The organism is Scytonema sp. NUACC21, assembly GCF_054684315.1.
The window spans coordinates 559,762-585,699 of the sequence record NZ_BAAFZH010000109.1 but is presented as its reverse complement, the minus strand read 5'-3'; the positions used below and the strand labels follow the sequence as shown (position 1 = coordinate 585,699).

The following is a 25,938-nucleotide window of genomic DNA, read 5'->3' as shown; positions in this document are numbered from 1 at the left end:
AAGTTTATTAATAAATATAATCATTCATAAAATCGAGGTTAAGAATGTTTGGAATTTATAATTTGAAAGCTAGAGTAGGGCCTATACGTCGTAGTTCTATAGTCAGGAAATTGGAGAATTTTCTTAGGTTTTCTGGAAAACGATTTGTCTCTCTTGGTGACACAAATTCCTCTTTTTATCGTCCAGGTTGGGAAACGGTCGATCTTATTAATGCAGATCATATTATTGATTTCCGAAAAGAAAAGCTACCATTCAGGAATGAAACTATAGATGTAATTCATTTATCACATGTCATTGAGCACATATCATACGAAGATGGATTACGGCTTTTTGAAGAAATCTATCGGTGTCTAAAGCCTGGAGGCTGCTGTCGTTTTTCAACACCTGATATGGACTTACTCCTAGAACGCTATAGAGATGCAAATTGGCGTTTTTTTTTACAAGCAGATGGAAATTACATACTGAGCCGAGTGTGCAAAGCTGATTTACCTCCTGAATCACTCTTAATACATAACCGATTGGTTGGTTGGTTTGCTTCCTACTCAGGACGACTAGATACAGGTGGGGGGCCAGTGGTAGATAAGCAGTTAATAGAGGAGAAATTAGCTACTTTATCAAAATATGAATTTAGAGATTGGTGTGTTTCTCTTCTACAGCAAGATCGCATTCACGCTCATATCCACTTATACGATTATGAAGAATTACGTCATAGTTTAGAAAAGGCAGGTTTTCAAAAAATTAGGAAGGTTTCATTTGGAGAATCTGATTGTCAATATATGATAAATCCTTCAATAGACATATTGAAGCACAAAATATATAGCCTTTATGTTGAGGCAATTAAATAATGTCAATTGTTATTATCCCTGCTCGTGGAGGTTCCAAGGGTGTTCCTCGAAAAAATGTACGCCTGCTTGGAGACAAGCCATTAATCGCCCATTCTATTTTGGATGGTAAAGAAGCGAAACTCATCAATAATGTTTATGTTTCAACAGACGATCCGGAAATAGCAGAAGCTTCCAGGGAATATGGAGCAGAAATAATCAATCGTCCTAATGAGCTCGCAGGCGATACTGCATCCTCAGAGTCTGCCTTAATTCATGCACTGTCTGAAATTGAGAAAACTGGCATCTCTCCAGATTTCATTGTATTTCTGCAATGTACTTCTCCAATTAGAACAGGTGCAGATATTGATAGTGCAATTGAAAAAATACAAGCAGAAAATGCTGATTCATTATTATCAGTATCTCCATCACACAGGTTTCTTTGGGAAGAAGTTAATGGGGTTGCAAAATCTATTAACTATGACTATCGCCACCGCTTACGTCGTCAGGACATGAAGCCTCAATTTATGGAAAATGGCTCTATCTATATTTTCAAACCTTGGGTACTGAAAGAGTTAGGCAATCGTTTGGGTGGAAAAATTTCCCTGTTTCCAATGAACGAAGCTGCCGCCTGGGAAATTGACTCAATTCTTGATTTTGAAATTGCAGAATTTCTCATAAAGAAACAGGTACAATCAAATGCTAATTGATAGAAATCTTGCTAAATATATTGTTTTTGCTGAAGACAGTATACTGAATGCGCTGAAAAAAATCAGTGACAACAAGAGTCGGATCATTTTTTCTGTAACGGAGTCTGGGGTTTTAGAAGGTGTCCTGACTGATGGAGACTTCAGACGTTGGTTGGTTAATCAGAACAATATAGATTTAAATCAACCTGTTTGGAAAATTTCTAATAAAAACTTTAAGCATGCCCTTTTTAAGGATGACCCTGAAAAGATTCGGTCTTACTTCTCCCATGAAATTGAATTTATCCCACTGCTAGACCATAATCGCCATCTAGTTGCCATTGCTAGAAAGCGACCTGATGGCGTCCAGATTGGTAAGTTTAAAATTGATGCAGAGTCACCGACTTTTATAATTGCGGAAATAGGCAATAATCACAACGGTAGCCTAGAGTTAGCCAAGAAGTTAATTGATGAAGCAGTGGCTGTAGGAGCTGATTGTGCTAAATTCCAACTGCGGAGTATGCGAGCACTGTATCGCAATGCTGGTAATGCTAATGATGCCAGTGAAGACTTAGGCTCCCAGTATACTCTAGACTTACTCTCTCGCTTCCAACTTAGCCAAAAAGAAATGCTGGCTGCTTTTGACTACTGTAAAGAGCGGGATATTTTACCACTGTGTACTCCCTGGGATTTGGAGAGCCTGGCACTCCTGGAAGAATATGGGATACAAGCTTATAAAGTCGCTTCAGCAGATTTGACAAATCATGACCTGTTAACTGCACTTGCTAAAACTGGCAAACCACTGATTTGCTCTACTGGTATGTCCACTGAGGCAGAGATTATTGAAGTAGCCCATCTCTTGCAACGTTTGGGAGCTATGTATGTTTTACTGCATTGCAACTCTACTTATCCAGCTCCCTTCAAAGATGTAAATCTCAACTATTTAGATAGGCTCAAAGAAATTGGTGATTGCCCTGTTGGTTATTCAGGACATGAGCGAGATATTCATGTAGCGATTGCAGCAGTTGCTAAAGGCGCAAAGGTGATTGAAAAGCATTTTACCCTTGACAAATCAATGGAAGGCAACGACCACAAAGTTAGTTTGTTGCCACAAGAGTTTCAAGCGATGGTGCGGGGTATTCGCCAAATCGAGGAGGCTTTAGGAACTGCTACTGAGCGCAGACTCAGCCAGGGCGAACTCATGAACCGCGAGACTCTTGCTAAAAGTTTGGTAATTAACTGCGATTTGGAACCAGGGCAAATGATTACAGCAGAAATGATTGAAGTCAAAAGTCCTGGACGTGGTCTACAACCTAATCGCAAAGCTGAACTCATCGGATTGAAAGCCAAAAGACCCTTTAATGCTGGTGACTTTTTCTTCCCTAGTGACCTAGAACAAGAGCAGGTTCAAGCCCGTCATTATAAATTCACACTTCCTTGGGGTATACCTGTTCGTTATCATGACTTCAAAACCATTTTGGCAAAAACAAATCCAGATTTGCTAGAGTTTCATCTCAGCTACAAGGATTTAGAGCAAGATATTTATCAATATTTTGACCAATCCTACGATCTGGATTTAGTAGTTCACAGCCCAGAGTTATTTTCGGGCGACCATGTTTTGGATTTATGTTCACTGGATGAAAATTATCGCCAACTTTCCATTCGAGAACTGCAGCGAGTGATTGACATAACCCGTGAATTAAAACCCTTTTTCAAAAAAGCATCTCGACCATGTATTGTTACCAATGTTGGCGGTTTTACAATCGATGCACCGTTGCACTTGCCTAAGCGGATCACTTTATACAAGCTACTACTTGATAGCTTATTTAGGCTAGATATGGAGGGAGTAGAAATTATTCCTCAAACGATGCCTCCATTTCCCTGGCACTTTGGCGGTCAGCGTTTCCATAACTTATTCGTAGATCCTGAGGATACCGCTAGATTCTGCCGCGAAAATGGTTATCGAGTGTGTTTGGATGTTTCCCATTCTAAACTAGCTTGCAATCATCACAAGTGGTCATTTAAGAAGTTTATTGAACAAGTAGGACCATATACTGCTCATTTACACATTGCCGATGCGGAAGGTATAGATGGAGAAGGGCTTCAAATAGGAGAAGGTGATATTGATTTTTCAGATCTAGCAGAAATTCTGGAGAAAACCGCACCAACTGCTTCATTTATTCCAGAAATTTGGCAAGGACATAAAAATGAAGGAGAAGGATTCTGGATAGCCCTTGAACAACTAGAAAGATTGTTTAGCCCGGTTTAAAAATTTTGAACCTTTGAGGAGAAAAATCGTGAAAGAGTTTTATCAAGGCGTAACATATTATGGTATTGGGGAAATCATAAAAAGGTATGCAAAATTTCCCCTTTTTTTACCGAGCCCTGTTGCAGTTCAACATGGATGGAGCATTATTCCTACGATACATGATGCTCGTTATGATGCTTCAGAGAACTGGTATTGGTCTACATCGATAGAAGATCGGTACAAACAAAAATTTAATGGATTGAACACTAGAGCGGTTGGAGCACCATTCTTGTATTTGTTAACACTAATAAACTACTCTGAACTACCTAAGTCTCAGAAAAAGGGCTCTATCGTGTTTCCCTGCCACTCTAGTGCAATGATAAATGTCAACTGTGACTTTGAAGAGTATGCTGAAATGCTGTGCAATTTGCCAGATGAATACAAGCCTATTACTGTATGTATTTATCATTTAGATCGAGAAAAAGGGTTAGATAAACCTTTTTTAGATAGAGGTTTTAAGGTTGTAAGTAATGGCAACAGCCTCTTTGAAACTCAGTTTCTAAAAAACTTTATTGCCAATACGCGTGATAAAAAGTATGCCTTTTCCAATCAAATGACCTCTGCTTTGCTCTTCGCCTCAGTCATGGGTTTATCTTCTTTCTTCTATGGTCCTAAATTTGAAACAAAATCTGAAGACCCAAGCTATGAACATTTAGACTATACAAAACATCATAGGAATTGGGAAGCGCAGTACTCTCAGTATTTTGATTTTCCTAATTGCAATATAGAAACACAAAGGAGAATAGCTGCAACAGAACTAGGGCAGGAACTTATGCTGACACCGTCTGAAATGAGGTGGCTATTGTGGCGGTCAATATTTAAGAAACAATATCTCAAATTATTCGTAAAAGAGTTAATGGGCTATGTGAGAGACTCTTTTCCTTTGTTACACAGCCTATATATGTCTTTAAAAAGAAAGACGCAAAGTAATTATATTCAATAGTGAATCTTCTTTCTCTAATTTCATTCGATATTGCTGTGAAAAAGCGAGGACGACATGGTAGCTAAAGCTAACAAGTGTCGTTTCAAACCCTCAAGGCTTTTGGATAGCAAGTCTATTTACATTCACAGGGTTGCTACTTGCTATCTATTCTTTGGCAACCTACATTTGAGAGGATAAGTTTGTAAATTATGACGAGCATCAATGAGCAAGAAGCATCAGAGAAGCTAAATCATACTGATGGTGAAGTTGTTCTCTCAGTAAATGGAGTTTCCAAAAAGTTTTGCCGGGATTTAAAACAGTCTTTGTTTTATGGTGTTCAAGATATTATCTCTGAAGTATTGGGGCTGCGGGAAAAAAGTGACAAATTGCGCCCTCAGGAATTTTGGGCACTGAAGGATGTCAACTTCCAATTGCGCCGGGGAGAAGCATTGGGCTTAGTAGGAAAAAACGGTAGTGGCAAATCAACACTGCTGAGAATTATCGCAGGGTTAATCAAGCCAGACGCTGGATTTGTTGAAGTTAATGGTCGGCTAGCACCATTGATAGCTTTAGGAGCTGGATTTAATCCTATTTTAACAGGGAGAGAAAATATATATACAAATATGTCAATTTTGGGCTTGTCGGAGAAGGAAATTAAGGAGCGCTTTGATGAAGTTGTAGAGTTTGCAGAGATTGGAGACGCAATTGATGCACCAGTACAGAGTTATAGTTCTGGGATGGCAGCACGGCTAGGTTTTTCCTGTGCAGTACACACCGATCCAGATATTTTGTTAATTGATGAAGTGTTATCAGTTGGGGATGCCAGGTTTAGAGCCAAGTGCCAGAGAAAACTTGGAGAACTCCGCAAAAATGATGTTTCGTTTATTTTAGTTTCGCATAAATCATATCAATTAATGTCTATATGTGAGAAATCAGTTTATTTATCAAAAGGTCAATTTATTTCTTTTGGAGATACAAATTATATAATTCATCAATACGAAGAAGATTTATTTGAAGCTAAAAAACCAACCAGTCAGGCAATTACATTTCTATCAGAGAAACCAGAAAGTAGAAATATAGGATTTAGCTTAACTTATATAAAATTTCAAGATGAACAAGGTCAGATTCTAGATTCCCTGATTACTGGTGAATCAGCAAATTTATGTTTGGGATTTCAAGCTTACAGAAAAATAGAAAATATAAACATTCGCTTTAAAATTAAGGATTTATCAGGTGAAGGTAATTTATTATATTTAAGTAACTGGAACGATAATACATTCTTCAATCTTCCTCCTGGAAAGCATGAGCTACAAATACAACTTCCTTATGTTGGCTTAGTAGCAAATTACTATCATGGTTTTCTTTTAATAAGAGAAGGTCCTATATATACATTGGAAATAGTGGAAGATTTTAGATTCACAGTTCATTCCGAAAAAAACATGAGTGACTCAATGTTCTACCAGCCTTGCCAATGGAAATTGTTATAAATTGAATAATTTCAAAACAATTTAAACTGCACTACTTGTCTCACACACTTAGTTAAGCCAAAAACATAATAAGAATTACAGAAAAATGGTTTTATTGAAAGGAAAACTATCTATTAAGAACTTGCGACGATTGTACGAAGAAAACGCCACCATTGACCAAGTCTTAGTTATAGACTCAGAAAATGTTCCTTACGAACAATATTTTCCAAATGTGTATAGTGTGACGAAAAGCCGAGGAATAAAAGCAGATGTGCAAGGTGATTTAAACAAGGAATTAAGCAAAATAGATGATGAATCATTTGAAATGATTTTATGTACTGGGTTGCTCGAACATGTCCCTGAACCTCAAAACTTTATTAACGACCTTCATCGCATACTAAAGCCTGGAGGGAAATTGATCGTTCATGCGAGTGCAGTATATTGTTATCATGAAGGACCCAATGATTTTTTTCATTTCACTCCCTTTAGTTTTAAATTACTTTTTAGTAAGTGGAGCAATATTACAATCAGGGGGTCTTCACAACCTTTTGAAACGATAGCTATCCTCTTACAACGAATTTTGCTACAGTGTGATGTGAAATCTAAATTAGTTATTATTTTAGTAGAAATATTATGTTTACTATTACCAAAGTTAGATAGATTTTTGGGTAAGCAATACAGCTCGCGCAATAGGTGCCAAGAGACAGAAATTGATTCGATGATGCCATCAAATATTCAGGCTGTAGCTATCAAATAAAGTCAACTCGGATTAATATTTACTAAATGACTTAGTAAAATTTTATAAGCAATTCTAAATTTTAGAACAAAGCATGATTCAAAATATCAATCAATTCAAGCCGGAAACATCTTTTGAAACGGATATTTGTGTCGTTGGTGCTGGAGCAGCAGGAATTGATATATCAATGTTTTTTAATGGGACAGAAAAAAATGTTTTATTAGTAGAAAGTGGTGACATTAAATTTATACCTGAAATTCAAAAATTATATGAAATGAAATCTATAGGTAAAAGTATTCGTAATGGGGAATATAATTTTAATTCTCACTTAGCAAAAAATTTTAAAGAAGAATGCAGGGTCAGAATGTTTGGGGGAACAACTAATGTCTGGTCAGGTAAATGGAAAATGTTAGAGCCCATAGATTTTCTAAAAAAAGATTGGTTATCTTTCAGTGGTTGGCCAATTTCTTATGAAGATCTTCTTCCTTATTATAACGAAGTTGCTGAAAAATATAATATTCCAAGCTTAACTAAGTGCTTAATTGAAAGCCAGAAAACAGAAATAACGCCCAGTCTATTTAGTAAATTTCCAAAACTAAAATATACAATTCATTATACGCAAGAACCTCCTCTTAATTTTGCTACAGCTTTTTATCAGCAGCTAGAAAAATCAAAAAATGTAAAAGTTATTTTATGTGTAAATGCTTATGAATTAGTCTTAGATTGCGAGCATAAAAAAGTTCAATTATTAAGATTAAAAACTCTAGAAGGAAAAGCTTATTCAGTTATAGCTAAAGTTTTTATTTTAGCGTGCGGTGGTCTAGAAAATGCAAGATTATTGTTAAATTCTAACAATCAAGTTAAGTCTGGTATTGGTAATTCTAAAGATTTAGTAGGAAGATTTTACATGGATCATCCGAAAGGTAAACTTGGTATAGTCAAACCTTTAACTAATAATACATTATCAAAACTTTTTCTTATAGAAAATACAAATTATAAATTTGGCTTTTCACTCTCGGAAAATGAACAACAGGAGAGTGAAACGTTAAATCATAACTTTTATTGTCAACCAATATACGATGAATATGGAAAAATATATTCTGATATTACAAAAAAGCTAAAGTCAGCTTTTTTGACTAGAAGCTTTTATAAATTAATAGAGGTAATAAAAGAATTACTTTTAAATTATAAAGCTTTTCTCAAAGCTTTAATAAAAATACTTTTAAGGAAAAATCAGAAAATATTGGCTTATGAAATAACACATTACCTTGAGCAATCACCCAATTATGATAGCAAGTTATTTCTAGGGGAAGAAGTTGACGCAATTGGGATGAAAAAAATTGTTATTGATTGGCAACTATCTCCTTTAGATAAAATCTATTTTGAAAGATTTATTAACAAAATGAAAGAAATCTTTTCTGAAAGTCAATTAGGAGAAATCATGATAGATGATGAAGCACACAAGAACCTGGAGTTTGTACGAGATGCAAGTCACCATATGGGAACGACACGGATGGGTCATACACTGGATGAAGGAGTCGTTGACTCTAACTGCAAAGTTTTTGGAATAGAAAATCTTTATATAGCTGGAAGTTCTGTTTTTCCTACTGGTGGAAATGCAAATCCTACATATACTATTCTCGCTTTATCTAGAAGGCTTTGCCATCATCTAGTAACTTATTTTACTAAAGAGACTGGCTCAATGGATACAGCTAGGACGATTTGAAATAGAAACGAAAATTTTGCTGGGCAATGTATTGGAGTAGGCGTTGAAAGTCATTTACATTTCTCAAGGTAATATTCCCTCTAAGTGGGCACATACCTTTCAAGCCATGAAGATGGCGGAAGCATTAACTGGTCAAGTAAATTCATTAAGCTTGTTGACTGGAGGAAGCTTTTTACCCTGTCAATTACATAATATCAGTCTTACAGATTGGTATGGAGTGCCTTGCTCTTTTAAAGTGATACGATTACCTGTTCATTTACGAGTAAGAGAACAATTTTTTTCCAAATACCGCTATCCTAATTTTGATAGGCTAGCCGCACTTTATGCTAAATTTACTAATCCAGATTTTATATTTACTCGCTCTCCTTATGCAGGTCGCTTATGTGTACAACTAAAGTTAAATACAATGATCGAAACGCATATAGAAACAGAACATCCTGAATTTCAACATATTCTAACAGTTTGTCAAGAGCCTTTTTTTAAAGGATTGATAACTGTTACCAATTACTTAAAAACAAAATATATCAAAGCAGGGATACCTGACAGCAAAATACTTGTTTGGCCGGATGCTGTTGAGTTGTCTATGTTTTCTAACCTATCTTCTTCAAGTGTGTTACGGGAAGAGCTAGGGCTTCCTTGTATAACAAAAATAGCAACATACTGCGGTCACTTGTATGATTCTAAGGGAGTTCAGCACGTGATTGCTGCAGCAAAGGAATTACCAGACATTTTGTTTTGCTTAGTAGGTGGGTGGGATCGGGATATAGAACGATGCCAGAAGCTAGCAAAGGGTATAGAAAACATTCATTTTGCTGGTTTTGTTCCCAATCAGCAGGTGCCCAAATACTTGGCAGCTTCTGATTTTCTTCTACTACCAAATTCCATGAATCATGAATTAGCTTACTCTACTTCACCCCTAAAGTTATTTGAATATATGGCTGCTCGACGCCCAGTCATTGCATCCAATATTCCTGCACTTCAGGGGTTTTTACGTCATGGTGAAAATGCTTTCCTCATTGAACCAGATTCATCTGATGCGATCGCTTTTGCGCTTCGTGTTCTCATTCAAAACCCTGAGTTGTCCACCCAAATGGTCGAACAGGCATGGCAGGATGTCCAGCAATTTACTTGGACAAATCGTGCCAAGGATATTCTAAATTACTTTCAAATTAACTCATAGTCAACACCCACCTAAATAGGTAGGCATATGCGTATTGGATTTGTGACCCCAGAATATGTGACCGAAAACTACTTTAGTGGTGGGTTAGCAAACTATGTTCACCGAGTTTCTAAAGCTTTGGTTTCTTTGGGTCATGAAGTACACGTTATTACTCTCAGTGATAATAACCAGGCTGAATTTGACTGCGAAGGAGTCCAAATTCACCGTATAGTTGTAGGCAAACTTCATAAAAGACTTAATAAGCTCTCGCGATCGCGCATCTCTACCACAGCTAGGTGGCTGGATTTTAGCTTACAAGCGTATCGCAAGCTCAAACAATTAAATACTCAAAAACCCTTTGATATTGTTCAGTTTCCTAACTCGCGTGCCTGTGGTCTTGTTCCAAGTTTGTTACTCCGTATCCCCTACGTTACAAGAATTTCTTGCTATCGTCCTGTTTGGAATGAACAAGCTGGATTAAAACGGAACTTGGATGCCAAAGCAACAGAGTGGTTGGAATGGCTTCAGCTTCGCTTTAGCAAACACATCTATGCGCCCAGCTACACATTGCAAAAAATGCTTGCCCAAGAAGCTCGCATCCTCAATGTACAAGTCATCCGGACACCCTTTTATCTAGAAACCACTGAATGGGACACATCTATATATGATGCTAGCTTAAAGGACAAGAACTACATACTATTCTTCGGTCGTTTTCAACTTCACAAAGGATTTCATATCCTCGCGCAAGCTCTACCCCAAGTGTTAAAACAGTATCCTGATTGTCATGTAGTTTTTGTAGGATTGGATATGCCATCTGCGCTCGCCCCTTCGATGAAGGAATATGCGCGATCTCTATGCAATCAGTACGTCCAGCGACTTATCTTCCTTGGACAAACGCCACATACCCAGCTTTACCCTATTATTACTGGTGCTAAGCTAGTTGTTTTACCTTCACTTATCGATAATTTACCAAATGCTTGCTTAGAAGCAATGGCGTTAGGGAAACCCGTCATTGGGACAATTGGAGCCAGCTTTGACGAACTCATTGTAGATGGAAAAACAGGGTTTTTAGTACCTGTTGGTGATGTAGAGGCACTTGCAAAAAAAATCATTGAGGCATGGACACACCCTAAATTATATGAAATTGGTCAATCAGCTCAATACAAAATTCAGGAATTTTCAATTGAGCAAACAGTTCAAGAGCTGTTGAACTATTACAAAACCATCACCTACATTAATTAGGACACAATTATGGCTTGACCAATTTACTCTCAAAGTTGGCACAAAATAAATCAGTTTCTAACTAAAGTTTAAGAACATTAAGGAGTTTTATGACTGTAACATTCCAAATGGAAAAAGGCTATGAAACAAATAAACCCGGTTTACACAACTTAGCCAATCTTAAAAGTACTGCTAACTCATATTGGTTAAGCCTGTGGGATGAAAGAACAGGGGGCTTTCGTTTTGCGCCCCATCAACCAGTAACCCTCATGGCAACGGCATATTGTGTTTTGGGATTGGAGTTTACTGGGGGGCTTTCCCAACTGAGGAATGCTCAGAGAACTGCTATTATTGAGTTCTTCATGGCTAATGTACAGCCAGATGGTTCGTTTCGCGATCCACTGTTCCGTGTAAAAGACATTCTTAGCCCAGAACACGACTTAACCTACTTTCAACAAGAAACAACTACGATATGCCAGCAGGCACTTGATGCTTTGTCGGCACCACCTGCACCACCTCGAGTGTGGGCAGATGGATGGCACACAGCTGATGGCTTAATTAGATATTTTGAGTTATACCTCTGGAAAAATCCCTGGTTGGATTCCAACCGAGTAATGTTTGCCCTCAGTCAGTTATGCCATGATGCAGAACGACATCACAAGCCAGAACTTCTAGACTTAGTGAACGTTGCTTTAGACTGGCTTGATGACCATCAAAGCCCAGAGACAGGTTTATGGCAAGGATCTTATGAAGTGTCGCTGACAAATGCAATGGCAGCAACGTTCCACTTTACTTTCTACTATAGCTATCTTCGCCGTCCATTACTTTATATAGAGCAAATTATTGACTCTTGTTTGAAGTTGCAGGAACCAGATGGGCTATTCAGTGGTGATGGAATTGGGCACACTTGCTTGGACTATGATGCCCTGGATTTACTAGCAAAGGCATCCCTTGTTACAGATTATCGTGCTGAAGAAATACAGCAAGCTATGACGAGAGCCTACTACGCTTTGCTAGGGCTATACAATCTGGTTGATGGAGGCTTTGCTCATTGTAAGCAGTGGATTTACGACCCACGCAAAGGACGCAACGCTAAACTTTTACGGAAGTTAGGTTTATCAAAGTTAATACCGCTCTTTATTACTTCACCTACTTGTATTCCGGTAGGTGGAACATATAATGTCTGCTGGCAGTTGCTGTCTTGTGATATGGCGCAGAGTAATGCCTTCTCAACCTGGTTTCGACTTCTAGGGTTACGTTTAGCTTCACAAAGCCAATGGCTGTACTCTACATCGGCTGAAACATTCACTTTTAGACGTTTACCATTTCTTGGATATCACGATCCATCAGCCATACAACGCAGCGTAAGTAATACAGCACTTAAGGATAAACACACCCAAGTGTATAGAAGGCATGAACAAACAAATTCCTAAAATCAGCGTTTTAATGTCAGTCTACAATGGCTCTCGTTACCTAAGAGAATCAGTAGAATCGATCCTAAACCAAACATTTACTGATTTTGAATTTGTCATTATTAATGATGCTTCCACTGATAATACATGGGAGATTCTCGCTGAATACGCTAAAAAAGATGCACGTATTATCTTAATTCAGAATCAAGAAAATCTTGGTTTAACAAAATCCCTTAATAAGGGGCTAAAAATAGTCAAAGCCGAGTATATCGCCAGACAGGACGCAGATGATGTATCCTTGCCAGAACGACTGGCTAAACAAGTATCTCTACTCGATAGGTATCCAAACATAGCCCTAGTATCTTGCGACATTGAGTATGTAGATTTTGAAGGTTACCTTATAGGAAAAGATCAAAATGTATGCTCTCCTGAGTTAGTAGGTTGGTACTTACTTTTTTATAATCGAGTGGCAGGACATAGCCAAGTTATTTTTAGGCGAGAGCTAGTCATAAACTTGAACGGCTACTGTGAGCGCTATCGCTATAGCCAAGACTATGAACTGTGGTGTCGTATAATTAAAGTTTCACAAATTTACATATTACCTGAGGTTTTGCTAAAACAGCGTCGCCATAAGAAAAGTATTAGTTTCGCAAAAGCTTCAGAGCAAGAAGTTTATCTTTTAACTCAGGTAAAACATAATATTGGTCAACTTATTGAGCGAGAAATTACCATAGAAGAAGCAAAATATTTAAACAAATTTTGGATGAAGAATTGGGATATACTGTCTTTTCAAACGAGACAGAAAGCTAAAATTATACATAACATAACCAAGGAAATATTTCATGCATCTCTTCAAAAAAATGTTTTCGGGCGTGAAATCTCCTATCAGTTACGCATCATCATTGGTAACCAGTTCATAACCTGGTTGCCCTTCCTCAACAATCAATTATTGGCAAAAATATTCGTCTTTTTCTATGCTCTGCACTGGTATCCTTTAGGAGTATTAAAATACGTGTATCGTGGTATTAAAAACTTACTATCACGTACATTTGTTCGGTTCTTCTTTAAAGAAAATATTAAATTCAATACATAAAATACGATGAAGCTGTGTAAACCGTAATACATAAAAACTTGAGTCAGTACTACTATGGGTAAAGGGCTACAATTCCCCTATAGAGAACTTTCTTGAACTTATAAGTCAATCCTTGGTATTCATCTGTACTAGCAGACTTTACAAAAACTTTACAAAAACTACATGGAATCTCTTGCAATTAATTCTGATTCTTCTGAGAGTAACCGAAGAATCTAGTAGGAACACGGAACCCATTCGGCTACCTATCGCCCTCAGTCCTACAATCCCTAATAGGTTAAGCACAATGAGTGTTATTATCACGCGAGTGTACGGCAGCAATTGGTTCATCAAAACCTATGAGGATTGTCCTTGAACAACCTTGTCTTAAGGTTGAGCAAAGTATCAAAGATCTTAGAAGTACTACCAAGTCCAAGTTTACTTAATTTATTGGTAAATGTAACAATCAGAACAATGAAGATAGCTATTGTAAGCAAGGCTGATAGAAATGGCGGTGGGGCAAGTAGAGTTGCAGAGGATCTCGCTACCTGGTTAAATGATGCAGGGCATCCAACAGATCATTTTGTCGCTTTTAACTTTAAAGAGCCTTTTTCATTCCAGAAAAATCTTTATGGAGAAGGTCGGAGGGCAATACTATGTCACAAGGTTCACAGGAAGACTAAATACTATGGTTTTCCTGAGTTGTTGCCTGTTGAATACTGGCTTAACTTCAGCAGATTTCTCATTAATTACGATATTGTCCATTTTCACGATCTTTATACTGCCATATCTCCCTTGACTCTAGCTCTAACTTCTCGACGTAAACCCACTTTTTTCACAATACATGACTGTTCTGCATTCACTGGTGGTTGTCTGTATCCAATGGAGTGTCAAAAGTTTACTAGCCATTGTCATAACTGTCCCCAGTTACTTGCTGATACCCCCGATCGCACAACACAGGTTCAGGTAATCAAAAGATGGGTTGCAAAACAATTTAACATTGGTTATGTATTTCCAAGCCAGTGGATGCTTCAAGAAGCTCAAAAAGCTTTAAAGTTCAAAATTACACCTGTTGTCATTCCCTATGGCCTCGAACTGAAGCCTTTTTCTTATGTAAGTAAAGCAAGTGTAAAAATTAGTTTGGGTATTCCAGAGAACCGCAAAATAATCGCTATTTCAGCACACGTGCTTAACGATCCTCGTAAGGGCATAAAGTACGCAATTGCAGCCCTTCAAAGTGTGCGAGATTTGTCTCCATTTGTTATAGCTATAGGAATGTGCAACGATGAATTAAGGCAGGCATTAGAAGGACTTGAGTTTAAAGAGATGGGTTATATTTCAGATCCTAACTTTTTAGCTCAAGTCTACTCTGCTACTGATGTTGTGCTTTTCTGTACTCTTGCTGATAACCTGCCGCTCACTGTTCTCGAAGCAATGGCTGCATCCACTCCAGTTGTTGGTTTTTCCACAGGGGGTGTTCCGGAAATGATACAGACTGGACGCAATGGCATTCTCGTTGAGCCTACCAATCAGCAAGCACTGAATCAAGCCTTACGCCAAGCATTGCTGTCTGCTGATTTGGAAGTAATGGGTCAAACGGCAAGAAGGGATGTTGAAAATAATTTTTCAAAGGCTGCATTTGTTAAAAGGCATTTGCAACTCTATCAAAATTTTGAGCATTCATTATCGAAAAGTCCCTTACAGTCTGTTGTAGCAACTGAAGTTGCAATAAACAAATAATTCAGACACAGACGTTGCCCTAAAGAAAACACATTGGAGGCATAATTATGGTTTTCACTCCAACTCTAACACTTTCAACTGCTACTTCAGTCGCGTCTGAGAACAATCGTCTTTGCCTGATATCTGGCTCAGCCAATGTCCCACTTTCTCAAGAAATTGCTCAATATCTTGGCATTGAACTGACTCCTACAGTTTCTAAGCGGTTTGCCGATGGAGAGATTTATATCCAAATTCTGGAATCAATCCGAGGTTGCGACGTTTATTTAATTCAACCTACCTGTGGTCCAGCTAACGATCACCTCATGGAATTGATGATTATGATTGATGCCTGCCGTCGCGCCTCAGCAAGGCAAATCACGGCAGTGTTGCCTTATTATAGTTATGCTAGAGCAGATCGCAAGACAGCAGGACGGGAATCCATCGCAGCTAAACTCATAGCAAATTTAATTACCAAAGCGGGTGCCGATCGCGTTGTGGCAATGGATCTGCACTCAGCTCAAGTTCAAGGCTTTTTCGACATTCCATTAGATCATGTCTATGGCTCCCCCGTCTTGCTAAATTACCTGCAAAGCAGGCAACTTTGCGATCTGGTCGTCGTTTCCCCTGATGTAGGTGGAGTAGCAAGAGCAAGAGCATTTGCAAAGAAACTCAATGATGCACCGCTTGCGATTGTTGATAAACGTCGCCAAGCACACAATGTTGCTGAAGTCATGAATGTCATCGGAGATGTGCAAGGTAAAACAGCTGTCCTTGTGGACGACATGATAGACACGGCAGGTACCATTACCGAAGCAGCAAAACTGCTTTGCAAGCAAGGAGCACGCCAAGTTTATGCTTGTGCAACCCACGCAGTTTTTTCACCACCTGCTATTGAACGCCTATCAAACGGTTACCTTAAGGAAGTCATAGTTACAAACACCATTCCCCTGAAAGATGAGAAGCGCTTTCCCCAATTGACAGTATTATCGGTTGCCAATCTAATAGGTGAGACAATTTTCCGCATCCACAAAGACAGTTCTGTTAGCAGTATGTTTCACAACTAAATAATACACGGTGAATAAGTCATTTGGCTGCTTTAAGTTGAATAACGTTACTTAGCTTCATTTGTTTGGTTTGCTTGTTGAACATCCTTAGAATATAGGTGAAGAGCGGATGAAAAAGATAGTTCACTCATTTGACGTATTTGACACCTCCATAGTTAGAATTTGGGCTAAACCGACCCACCTCTTCTGGGAATTAGGAAATCAACTACAAAAAGAAAATTTAATTCAGATGTTACCTGAATCCTGGTCTGAAATCAGAATGGAGGCTGAGAGAACTGCGAGAGAAACAGGGCGATATTTTGAAGTTACATTAGAAGAAATATATAACCAACTCGCTCTTTCCTTAAACTGGACAAAAGATGAATCTGAAAAAGCGTTGCAAAAGGAAATAGAAATTGAGCTTCAGAGTTTACGGCCAGTTCCAGCAACTCAAAAGAGAATTCAATCACTGTATGAAGAAAATAAACGAATAATCTATATCTCAGATATGTATTTACCTGAAGAGGTTATTCGGAACTTTTTGAAAGAAAACAAAGTCTGGACACCAGGTAGTAAATTGTACGTCTCATCTGAGGTAAGAATTAATAAAGGTTCCGGGAAATTATTTAAACACTGTTTGTCACAAGAATCGCTACAACCATCTCAGTTGTATCATCTTGGAGATAACCTACACTCAGATGTAAAAGTTTCAAAAAAACTTGGTATTCCATGTGAAGCTTTTACTCAGACCCATCTCAATCGCTACGAGGAAAAAATAGCAGAAGCAAATCATCTGCCCTTAAAGTTTAGATCCTTATTAGCTGGTGCTAGCAGGCTAACTCGTTTGCAGTCTCAAGAAACCAGCTTTGATAAGCAAGTTATCTGGAACACAACAGCAAGTGTAGTTGCTCCGCTTTTGTTCGGTTTTGTTCATTGGTGCCTCCTAGAAGCACAAAAAAGAGGTATTCAAAGACTGTATTTTGTCGCCAGAGATGGACAAATATTGCAAAAAGTTGCTCAAGTTATCTGCAAAAGTTGGGGATTTAAAATAGACTGTCGTTACTTATATGGTTCTCGCCAAGCATGGCACCAGCCTGCCCTTCAAGATATTGGCAAAGAGCAGCTGGAGTGGATTTTGGCTCACTCCGATGCTGACGTTCGGTTTTTATCAATTCGTTCCATTTGCGAACGAGTAAACATAACGCCTGAACAGATTAAAGATATCCTAAGTCGATATAATTTTCCAGAAGCAAAATGGGATGTTAATCTTCAGTTGCACGAACGTAAATTACTGAGGCAGGTTTTCACCGAGAAGGGCATTACTGAACTTATCATCTCAACTGCAGCGACCTATCGTGAAAAGGTAATCGGCTACTTTCGCCAAGAAGGGCTAGACGATGGAGTTCCTTTTGGTTTTGTCGATGTCGGCTGGAGTGGAAACATACAACGCTCTTTTAGTAAATTACTAAACATAGCTGGTTTGTATCCAGAATCTGGCATCTGTGGATTTTACTTTGCCCTTGAGAATCAGGTTAAGCCATTTCAAAAAGATCGTTCACTAGCTTATTTTTATAATGATTTAGAAAGTTCATACGATCGCCGTCTGATTTGCAAGTACAGATGCTTGTTCGAGCTTTTTGTTGCAGCAGATCATGGCAGTACTATGAATTACAAACTATGTGGCGAGCGATATATTCCCGTACTTCGTTACCCAAAAAACGAACATGCAATCAACTGGGGGTTATATGTCCTGCAAACTGCTGCTGTTGAATTTGCAGAGCAAATCACGACTATCCTGAGTACGCAGGAATGTAAAACTGAACTTTTCCTAGAAGCATCTGAAATTTTGGCAAAAGAACTTACCCGAAATCCTTCCCATCAGGAAGCTGAAGTATTTGGTTCCTTTGTCATGTCTGGAGATCAAACTGAAAATGCCTTTCATCAACTAGCGCCCATTTACACTTTAGCCGATTGGTGGAGACTACTGCTTCATAATAAACATCCGCACGGAGATGTTTGGCATCCAGCCTCACTTGCTAGAGCTAATATCATTTTAAGGAGAGTTTTAGCACTAAGGAAGCTCAATATGAAGCATATAATGAGAAAAGCTGTAAACAAATTTAAACGCATTTTTTTATTCAAAACTGTTAGAACAACTTAAATTTAGATTGTAATATTGGTATCACATTGTAAAATGACTGCCGGAAGAACCTCAAAATTTTAATTCCAAACTCAAACGATTCAGTTAAGTTTAGAATTGGCAAAGCTCAATTTAGCCCTATGCAAGGAGAAATTAAATGAAATTTGACTGGTTAATTATAGGTGCTGGATATTCAGCCTGCGTAATAGCTGAACGAGTTGCTAATGAGCTTGGTCAAAGAGTGTTAATTGTAGAAAAACGCGATCATATTGGTGGCAATGCCTATGATTACTACAATGAGTATGGAATTTTAGTTCACAAATATGGTCCACATATTTTTCACACTAAATCTAAAAAAGTTTGGGATTATCTCTCCCAGTTTACTGAGTGGAGACACTACTATCACCATGTGTTAGGAGTGTTAGAGGGGAAAAAAGTTCCTATCCCTTTTAATCTCAATTCTCTCTATGCTCTTTTTCCTCCAAAATATGCAGAAAAGCTTGAGAATTTGCTTCTAGAAAATTTTGGTTTTGGGGTTAAGGTGCCTATTCTGAAACTACGTGAAAGCGTCAGTGGGGATTTAGAGTTTTTAGCTAACTACATCTATGAAAACGTCTTCTTGCGCTACACCACCAAGCAGTGGGAGTTGAAACCAGAAGAACTGGACAAAGGAGTCACAGGACGCGTTCCAGTCTATATCAGTCGGGATAACCGTTACTTCCAAGATCCCTATCAAGCTATGCCCAAGCTTGGCTACACAGAGATGTTCCGTAAAATGCTGGCTCATCCCAATATTAAAGTGCTTTTAAATACAGATTATCGCGAGATTATGAATGACGTTCAGTTCAACAGGATAATTTGCACCGGACCGATTGACTCTTTCTTCGATTATATGTATGGCGAACTACCTTATCGGAGCCTACGTTTTCAATTTGAGACTTTAGACCAAGAGTGGTACCAAGAGGTTGGAACAGTTAACTACCCAAACGACTATGACATTACTCGCATCACCGAACAGAAGTATTTGTCAGGTCAAACCTCACCCAAAACTACTTTAGTGATGGAATATCCTCAAGCTTATGTTCCAGGAAAAAATGACCCCTACTATCCCATTCCGCGTGAAGAGAATCGCGAGCGTCTGGAACTTTACTTTAAAGAGGTAGAGAAGCTCAACGGTACAGTCTTGTTTGCAGGACGACTTGGAGATTACAAGTACTACGACATGGATCAAGCAGTGGTGCGAGCACTTGGTCTGTTTGAAAAAGAGATAGCGAAACCTCAATGAAAGACAAATAATATCTGAGGTAGTAACATAGTTGGAGGAAAATGTGGCAGATAACTTTGCGAACTTAAAGAGAATTCTCAAGCGTCGTGATTGGCCACTCTGCTTAGTCACTGGTCTAGGTAGAAAGGTGAATAGGAGGTGTGTTCGTTGGCTAAATTTTACTGGGTCTCACAAATTTATTAATAGAAGCCAAGGTTCGGATCGCCTGCTGCTTATACTAGCTGGTTATAAAAGTTTTTTGTGGCCCCTGACTCTTACAAGAATTGCTGAATTTGCCCCGCCGGATATGGATGTTTGTGTTCTTTCCTCTGGGCTGTATTCTGAACAATTAGCTGAAATAGCAGAGGCTTATGGTTGGTCTTACTTGTACACAAAACTTAATAAGGTTCCACTCGTTCAAAATTTGGCGATCGCAAAGTATCCAAAAGCTAAATGGATCTACAAACTAGACGAGGATATTTTTATCTCTGAAAACTTTTTTGAGAAGCTTTTGGAGGGGTATATATCTGTCAAGAATGAGGGGTTATATGACCCCGGTTTCTGTTCTCCCTTACTTAACGTTAACGGCTACTCTTACATTAGTTTTTTGAAAACTATTCATGCTGATGACGAGTACCGAGCTAAATTTGGCGAGCTCAAGCACGCAGTTAATGAAATCAAGGCTTTTAACGATGGAGAAGCAGCCAAGTGGCTTTGGAAAAAAAGCTTACCATTCGATCAAGTGGCTCAATATATAGCCGCTCAACCTTTCAAATATTCTACCTCACCCCATCGCTTCAGTATTGGAGCCATTCTTTTTGAAAGAGAGTTTTGGGAGAAAATAGGTGGTTTTAGAACTCCACTGGTAGAAGGTGGGCTTGGTATGGATGAAGAATACCTTTGTAAGGATTGTATAGAAATGTCCAGAGTCATGGTAGTCATTCATAACCTATTTGCTGGGCATTTCTCTTTTGGACCTCAAGCGTCTACAATGAAAGACTACTTGCAAGAAATATACCCACAACTTTCCATTAAAAAAAGTGAAAAAGAGTGTGAGTTGACTAGCTTATAGGAGGTAGCTATTCAACATAGGTCTAGATATGTTACGGTTAGTAGTAGGATGGGCAATATACCCATCCTACTACTCTTAGCTACAAGTTTTCATTAAAGCCCTTCCAGAGTGCGGGCGATTTTACTGCCCTCCTATATAGAGAGGTACTGTACGAGCATGGCCATTCGGGGTAATGTCGTCGCGAGTCAGTTCATTGGTCTGAGTTCCTTGTTTTTCTTGAATATGAATCTGGAAATCATTAGGTCCATAGGTAATTGTGGCATAAGAAAGGGCAACCCGAGAATTGTCATTAATAAAAGCAATCTCATGTGACGGTATATTTCCAGTCACATACAATAATGCTCCAAACAACTCGCTAACACCACCAGCTGCCGTATGCAGTACAGTGTTAACGTTACCTCCTTCCGTCTTCAAACCCAGCACCCACAGCTTACCACCATTATTAAAAATCTTGTCGTTACTACCTTCAGGATTAAGCTGACGTGCCCATACGTCTTGAGGGTGTTCAAACTGCCAAGTTTCACCAGCAACATTCTCAATAAACAGCTTTCCGGCTCCTAATGTATTGCGGAATACATACTTTTGGTCGTTGGATCTCCACGAGCAGCAGCCCATATCTTTCAAAAACAATGTTCGAGAGGTAGCATGCTCAAATCCAATCAATCCAGGTGAGGCATCTGGAGTAATATTTTTGATGGTGAGACGTTCAATTGTCACATCAGGTGCGGCTCCATCTTCAATCCTAAAGAATGGTAAGGGATTGTTGGCATTCCGAAAAGTAGTTCCACCAGGAGAGAGCACAGCATCACCCATCGCAATAATCCGGCGAACATTTCCCCTGACTCGTAGAGTATTAGTTACATAAAAGCGACCCGATGGAATGTAAACAGTGGTTTTTCCTGAGTCGATCGCTTGCTGGATTGCAGCCGTATCATCCCCCCAATCATTTCCCTTTGCACCAAAATCTTCAATATTTGCCCACTGGGAGAGATCGTTATCATGAAAGTTCGGCGGCTCTTCAACAGGAAGAGAGGGATTTGCAATAGACGTAAATAAAGTCGCAGGAGGGCTAGAGGTAAACTCATTGACTGTAGTACCAGCCACGGCGCTGTTATTTTGCTTAATTGCCGACTGATAACCAGATGATTTGATATTTTTGGCATATAAACGGCTATTGTTTTCAATAGCGCTTGTTGAGGTAGCAACACCATTGAACTCCCCGTCAATAATGTTCATCAAGCCTGGGCCACTATTGCTTACTGCTGGGGCGTTTGATTCACTGTTATTGCTCCAGAGGTTTCGTATGGCAACAATATTCCCTAAGTTTTCCAGACCAACAGTTGTTTGGTTACAAAGCGTAATGTGCTCGAGAGTGGCTCCGTTAACTTCATTCCCAATCCGAATTCCAGTATCAAAACCTTGAACTACGAGGTTTTTAATCAAACCCGGACCAAACCAGCTACGAGTCATATCTAGCCCCACAACTCCTTGACCGCGAAGTGTGACATTGCGAACAGCACCAGTGTTGTTTGCTAAATAATCAATTGCAATAGCTCCAGGGTTATTACCGGTGTCTATTGTTAAGTCTTCAATATAGTTTGCAAATGCTTCATTCCCTTCTCCCTTACCGGGATGGTCTTTGCCGCCACCGTAAGGCTGTTCCACATAGAGCCCTGATGCAGTGTATACAACTGCTTTCGGTTTATTGCGATCGCTGTATCCAGGTGCATTATCCTTCAATCGAATAATCGTGGTAGCGCGATTCTGTCCTTGGAGCCTCAGTTGTGATTCCCACTTGCCGCTCTGGTGCCACCATGCGAGGCGATCGCTCACTATATAAGTTCCTTGAGGAAAATAGAGAACTTTGTTTGTACCCACATTCTCCCGAATTGCTTTGTTGATTGCCTGAGTATCATCTGTAGTACCATCACCCTTAGCTCCATATTGAGTCTTGACGTTAATCACCATATTGTCGGGAAAAAGCTTTTCCTCTGAGGTATTGGCGGTGACACATCTATCCTCTCCAGAGTCAAAAGCTATTTGCTGAGAATTTCCCAACAGAGAAGGGATGCTTGCAATTAGTGTTGGTTTTGTAACTACGGGAGAAAGTAATGCTATCCCACAAACAATGGAAAGTCCAGAGAAAGCTGTTTTGCTATGCTTAAACTTTGTCATTACTACCCTCTAGCTTAATAGGGAACTTATTTTGATAGTCACTCGTCTTTTGATATTAAATAGCGGCGAGGAGGTTTGCATCACCACTATTTAAAGCTATTGATATCTTGGAAGCAATAGCTCAGGTAAGTACGCTGACATTGAACTAGTGAGCCTATTTAAAATAGAATCGAAGGCTTCACATTTCCAATCACTTGAAGATGGCTCAGAGTATTTCTGTCTGCTCCGGAGTCCACCAAAATATTCAGCTTGATGATTTACTCTTTATGAAAGAGTCAGTTTGCACCACAAGGTAGATTAAAGCATATTTTTATTAACTATCTACTATTTTTAAAATTTTGTCAAAAAGGAAACTAACTAAAATTGCTGATTTTTTAGTGTGTAAAAAATAAAATTAAGACATATTCCGGCAATTTTCAAGTAATTAAACCACAGGTGTAAGGAAGGCAGTATCTACTACGACCATGACGGTGGGAAGTGCCCACCCTACAAAAACAATTGCTGGTTTTTTAGTGTGTAAAAAATAAAATTAAGAGAGATTACGGCAATTTTTAAGTAATTAAACCATAATTAGACCACAAATGTAAGGTGAGCAGTATATACCACGACAATGATGGTGGGCAGTGCCCACCTTACAAAAACAATTGCTGGTTTTTTAGTGTGTAAAAAATAAAATTAAGAGAGATTACGACAGTTCTTAAGTAATTAAACCATAATTAGACCACAAATGTAGGGTGAGCAGTATATACCACGACAATGACGGTGGGCAGTGCCCACCCTACAAAAACAATTGCTGATTTTGAGTGAAAAAGGTTTACAAGCCTCCGATGTAAAGCGGTACCGCACGACCGTTTCCATGGAACAGGAGTTGATCGCGAGTGAGTTGACGGCTCACAGACCCTTGTGTCTCTTGAACGTGAATCTGGAAATCAGTAAATCCGTAGTTAATCGTGGCATAAGAAAGGGCAACCTGAGAATTGTCATTGATAAAAGCAATTTGAGTCGATGGTACATTTCCAGTTACGTACAACAGTGCTCCAAACAACTCGCTGACACCACGTCCTGTAGTATGCAATACAGTGTTAATGTTACCTCCTTCCGTTTTCAAACCCAGCACCCAGAGTTTGCCACCGTTATTAACAATCTTCTTATTACTACCTTCAGGATTCAGCTGACGCGCCCACACTTGTTGCGGATTTTCAAATCGCCAAGTTTCACCAGCGACATTCTCAATAAACAACTTTCCAGCTCCTGAGGTATTGCGAAATACATACTTTTGGTCGCCCGGTTTCCAAGAACAGCAGCTCATATCCTTCAAAAACAGTGTTCGGGAGGTAGCATGTTCAAAACCAATCAATCCAGGTGAGGGATTTGAAGTAATGTTTTGGATGTTAATACGTTCAATTGTTACGTCAGTTGCGGTTCCATCCTCAATCCGAATAAAAGGTTTGGGATTGTTTGCGTCTTGAAAGGTTGTTCCGCCAGGTGAGAGTGTAGCACCAGCCATCGCAATAATGCGGCGAACATTTCCCCTGACTCGTATGGTATTGGTGAGGAGGAAGCGACCAGACGGAATGTAAATAGTAGATTTTCCTGAGTCAATGGCTTTTTGAATTGCAACTGTATCGTCGCCCCACTCGTCGCCTCCATCCGCTGCTTTCCCTTTAGCACCATAATCTTCAATGTTAGCCCAGTTGGACATATTATTATCATGAAAGCTTGGTGGCTCTTCAACTGGAAGATTAGGAGTGTTTAGAGAAGATGTAAACAACGTAAAAGGGGTGTTCGAGGTATATTCCTTAACTGTATTCCCTACCACTACCTGGTTATTTTGCATAATTGCCGATTGATAACCAGATGATTGAAGGTTTCGCGCAAACAGACGGTTATTGTTTTCAATAGCGCTTACCGAGGCGCTGCCGCCATTAAAGGTACCATCAATAAGAGTCATCAGGCTCGTGCTGTTGGTATTGCGTACCGCCGGGACAGTGTTGTTACTCCAAAGGTCTCGTATCGCTACAACGTTTGCAGTATTTTCTAGACCTACACTTTTCTGATTGCAAAGACTAATGTGTTCGAGAGTCATACCGTTGACCTCGCTCCCTATGCGAACACCATAGTCAAAGCCTTCGATAACGACGTTCTTCACTAATGCAGGACCGATCCACTTTCGAGTCATATCAATCCCCGCGACTCCTTTACCGCGAAGAGTGACGTTACGAACAGCGCCATAGTTATTTGCTAAATAATCAAGTGCAATAGCTCCTGGGTTATTACCAGTGTCTATCGTTAGATCTTCAATGTAGTTTGCAAATGCTTCGTTCCCTTCTCCTTTAGCGGGGTAGTCTTTGCCGCCACCGTAAGGCTGTTCTACATAGAGCCCTGATGCCGTATAGACAACTGCTTTCGGGCTGGTGCGATCGCTGTAGCCAGATGCATTATCCTTCAATCGAATAATAGTGGTGGCGCGGTTCTGTCCTTGGAGCCTCAATTGCGATTGCCACTTGCCATTTACGTCCCGCCACTCCAAGCGATCGCTCACTATATAAGTCCCTTGAGGAAAGTAAAGAACTCTATTTGTACCTACGTTTTCCTGAATTGCCCTCTTGATTGCCTGAGTATCATCTGTAGCACCATCACCCCTAGCTCCGTATTGAGTCTTAACATTAATCACCATCTTGTCGGGAAAAAACTTATCCTCCGAGGTATTGGCAGTAGTACACCTATTTTCGGCTGTTGTAAGAGCTATTTCTTGAGAAGGCTTTAATACAGAGGGGATTTTTGCATTCAGAGTGGGTTGTGTAACGACAGGAGAAACGACTGCCATACCACAAATAATGGAAAATCCAGAAAAACCTATTTTGCCGTGTTTAAACTTTGTCATTGCCACTTAGTTTTTTAATAGGGAATTGATTGCGATACTTCTTCGCCTTTCCTATAGCTGGAGGCGGAAATTGATGCTTTACTGTACTTAAAACTTTTCTTTCAAAACAAGCACT

Annotated in this window: 18 protein-coding genes; 16 read left to right on the top strand and 2 right to left on the bottom strand. The window is 39.3% G+C overall.

The window, feature by feature from the left end; all coding sequences use genetic code 11:
* The first annotated feature begins 44 nt into the window (after nt 1–44).
* The 16 genes from ACYRY3_RS44660 (at nt 45) to ACYRY3_RS44585 (ending at nt 20,764) form a co-directional block, all read left to right on the top strand.
* Nucleotides 45–845, top strand: coding sequence for a class I SAM-dependent methyltransferase (locus tag ACYRY3_RS44660; protein WP_460208278.1), 801 nt, complete (start codon nt 45–47; stop codon nt 843–845).
* Nucleotides 845–1,531 carry an acylneuraminate cytidylyltransferase family protein gene (locus ACYRY3_RS44655; protein ID WP_460208277.1) on the top strand — a complete coding sequence of 229 codons (687 nt, stop codon included), beginning with the start codon at nt 845–847 and terminating at the stop codon, nt 1,529–1,531. The genes ACYRY3_RS44660 and ACYRY3_RS44655 overlap by 1 nt, the downstream gene beginning before the upstream one ends.
* Entirely contained in the window at nt 1,521–3,776 is a 2,256-nt protein-coding gene (locus ACYRY3_RS44650; protein ID WP_460208276.1) for an N-acetylneuraminate synthase family protein, read from the top strand. The genes ACYRY3_RS44655 and ACYRY3_RS44650 overlap by 11 nt, the downstream gene beginning before the upstream one ends.
* A gap of 28 nt (nt 3,777–3,804) precedes the next feature.
* Complete coding sequence (locus ACYRY3_RS44645; protein ID WP_460208275.1) at nt 3,805–4,758, top strand: hypothetical protein; 954 nt, start codon at nt 3,805–3,807, stop codon at nt 4,756–4,758.
* A 188-nt stretch (nt 4,759–4,946) separates the two neighbouring features.
* Complete coding sequence (locus ACYRY3_RS44640) at nt 4,947–6,224, top strand: ABC transporter ATP-binding protein (protein WP_460208274.1); 1,278 nt, start codon at nt 4,947–4,949, stop codon at nt 6,222–6,224.
* An 85-nt stretch (nt 6,225–6,309) separates the two neighbouring features.
* Nucleotides 6,310–6,960, top strand: a complete 651-nt coding sequence (locus tag ACYRY3_RS44635; protein ID WP_460208273.1) for a class I SAM-dependent methyltransferase — start codon at nt 6,310–6,312, stop codon at nt 6,958–6,960.
* A gap of 73 nt (nt 6,961–7,033) precedes the next feature.
* On the top strand, nt 7,034–8,665 hold the full coding sequence (locus ACYRY3_RS44630; RefSeq protein WP_460208272.1) for a GMC oxidoreductase: 1,632 nt from the start codon (nt 7,034–7,036) through the stop codon (nt 8,663–8,665).
* 43 nt (nt 8,666–8,708) lie between these two features.
* The gene (locus ACYRY3_RS44625) at nt 8,709–9,845 is read left to right on the top strand and encodes a glycosyltransferase family 4 protein (RefSeq protein WP_460208271.1); all 1,137 of its coding nucleotides are present in this window, start codon (nt 8,709–8,711) and stop codon (nt 9,843–9,845) included.
* A 27-nt stretch (nt 9,846–9,872) separates the two neighbouring features.
* On the top strand, nt 9,873–11,066 hold the full coding sequence (locus ACYRY3_RS44620; RefSeq protein WP_460208270.1) for a glycosyltransferase family 4 protein: 1,194 nt from the start codon (nt 9,873–9,875) through the stop codon (nt 11,064–11,066).
* An 89-nt stretch (nt 11,067–11,155) separates the two neighbouring features.
* Nucleotides 11,156–12,478 carry a prenyltransferase/squalene oxidase repeat-containing protein gene (locus ACYRY3_RS44615; protein WP_460208268.1) on the top strand — a complete coding sequence of 441 codons (1,323 nt, stop codon included), beginning with the start codon at nt 11,156–11,158 and terminating at the stop codon, nt 12,476–12,478.
* The gene (locus tag ACYRY3_RS44610) at nt 12,459–13,550 is read left to right on the top strand and encodes a glycosyltransferase (RefSeq protein ID WP_460208267.1); all 1,092 of its coding nucleotides are present in this window, start codon (nt 12,459–12,461) and stop codon (nt 13,548–13,550) included. The genes ACYRY3_RS44615 and ACYRY3_RS44610 overlap by 20 nt, the downstream gene beginning before the upstream one ends.
* A gap of 450 nt (nt 13,551–14,000) precedes the next feature.
* Nucleotides 14,001–15,266 carry a glycosyltransferase gene (locus tag ACYRY3_RS44605; protein ID WP_460208266.1) on the top strand — a complete coding sequence of 422 codons (1,266 nt, stop codon included), beginning with the start codon at nt 14,001–14,003 and terminating at the stop codon, nt 15,264–15,266.
* Between the two features lie 47 nt (nt 15,267–15,313).
* Nucleotides 15,314–16,309 (top strand): ribose-phosphate pyrophosphokinase, encoded by a 996-nt coding sequence (locus ACYRY3_RS44600; RefSeq protein ID WP_460208265.1) that lies wholly within the window; start codon nt 15,314–15,316, stop codon nt 16,307–16,309.
* A 109-nt stretch (nt 16,310–16,418) separates the two neighbouring features.
* Nucleotides 16,419–18,449 (top strand): HAD family hydrolase, encoded by a 2,031-nt coding sequence (locus ACYRY3_RS44595; RefSeq protein ID WP_460208264.1) that lies wholly within the window; start codon nt 16,419–16,421, stop codon nt 18,447–18,449.
* Between the two features lie 136 nt (nt 18,450–18,585).
* Complete coding sequence (gene glf, locus ACYRY3_RS44590; protein WP_460208263.1) at nt 18,586–19,713, top strand: UDP-galactopyranose mutase; 1,128 nt, start codon at nt 18,586–18,588, stop codon at nt 19,711–19,713.
* Between the two features lie 43 nt (nt 19,714–19,756).
* Nucleotides 19,757–20,764: a hypothetical protein gene (locus ACYRY3_RS44585; protein ID WP_460208262.1), complete on the top strand. Its 1,008-nt coding sequence runs from the start codon at nt 19,757–19,759 to the stop codon at nt 20,762–20,764.
* A 120-nt stretch (nt 20,765–20,884) separates the two neighbouring features.
* Here the strand turns inward: ACYRY3_RS44585 and ACYRY3_RS44580 are convergent, their stop codons facing one another.
* Together ACYRY3_RS44580 and ACYRY3_RS44575 are read right to left on the bottom strand one after the other, a co-directional pair.
* Nucleotides 20,885–22,939: a glycosyl hydrolase family 28-related protein gene (locus ACYRY3_RS44580; protein WP_460208261.1), complete on the bottom strand. Its 2,055-nt coding sequence runs from the start codon at nt 22,937–22,939 to the stop codon at nt 20,885–20,887.
* 814 nt (nt 22,940–23,753) lie between these two features.
* The gene (locus tag ACYRY3_RS44575; RefSeq protein ID WP_460208260.1) at nt 23,754–25,823 is read right to left on the bottom strand and encodes a glycosyl hydrolase family 28-related protein; all 2,070 of its coding nucleotides are present in this window, start codon (nt 25,821–25,823) and stop codon (nt 23,754–23,756) included.
* Between the last annotated feature and the right edge of the window lie 115 nt (nt 25,824–25,938).

Coding starts and splice junctions, on each gene's coding strand:
- ACYRY3_RS44660 (WP_460208278.1), top strand. CDS start 45: ATGTTTGGAATTTATAATTTGAAAGCTAGAGTAGGGCCTATACGTCGT.
- ACYRY3_RS44640 (WP_460208274.1), top strand. CDS start 4,947: ATGACGAGCATCAATGAGCAAGAAGCATCAGAGAAGCTAAATCATACT.
- ACYRY3_RS44620 (WP_460208270.1), top strand. CDS start 9,873: ATGCGTATTGGATTTGTGACCCCAGAATATGTGACCGAAAACTACTTT.
- ACYRY3_RS44605 (WP_460208266.1), top strand. CDS start 14,001: ATGAAGATAGCTATTGTAAGCAAGGCTGATAGAAATGGCGGTGGGGCA.
- glf (WP_460208263.1), top strand. CDS start 18,586: ATGAAATTTGACTGGTTAATTATAGGTGCTGGATATTCAGCCTGCGTA.
- ACYRY3_RS44615 (WP_460208268.1), top strand. CDS start 11,156: ATGACTGTAACATTCCAAATGGAAAAAGGCTATGAAACAAATAAACCC.
- ACYRY3_RS44600 (WP_460208265.1), top strand. CDS start 15,314: ATGGTTTTCACTCCAACTCTAACACTTTCAACTGCTACTTCAGTCGCG.
- ACYRY3_RS44650 (WP_460208276.1), top strand. CDS start 1,521: ATGCTAATTGATAGAAATCTTGCTAAATATATTGTTTTTGCTGAAGAC.
- ACYRY3_RS44635 (WP_460208273.1), top strand. CDS start 6,310: ATGGTTTTATTGAAAGGAAAACTATCTATTAAGAACTTGCGACGATTG.
- ACYRY3_RS44595 (WP_460208264.1), top strand. CDS start 16,419: ATGAAAAAGATAGTTCACTCATTTGACGTATTTGACACCTCCATAGTT.
- ACYRY3_RS44630 (WP_460208272.1), top strand. CDS start 7,034: ATGATTCAAAATATCAATCAATTCAAGCCGGAAACATCTTTTGAAACG.
- ACYRY3_RS44575 (WP_460208260.1), bottom strand. CDS start 25,823: ATGACAAAGTTTAAACACGGCAAAATAGGTTTTTCTGGATTTTCCATT.
- ACYRY3_RS44580 (WP_460208261.1), bottom strand. CDS start 22,939: ATGACAAAGTTTAAGCATAGCAAAACAGCTTTCTCTGGACTTTCCATT.
- ACYRY3_RS44655 (WP_460208277.1), top strand. CDS start 845: ATGTCAATTGTTATTATCCCTGCTCGTGGAGGTTCCAAGGGTGTTCCT.
- ACYRY3_RS44610 (WP_460208267.1), top strand. CDS start 12,459: ATGAACAAACAAATTCCTAAAATCAGCGTTTTAATGTCAGTCTACAAT.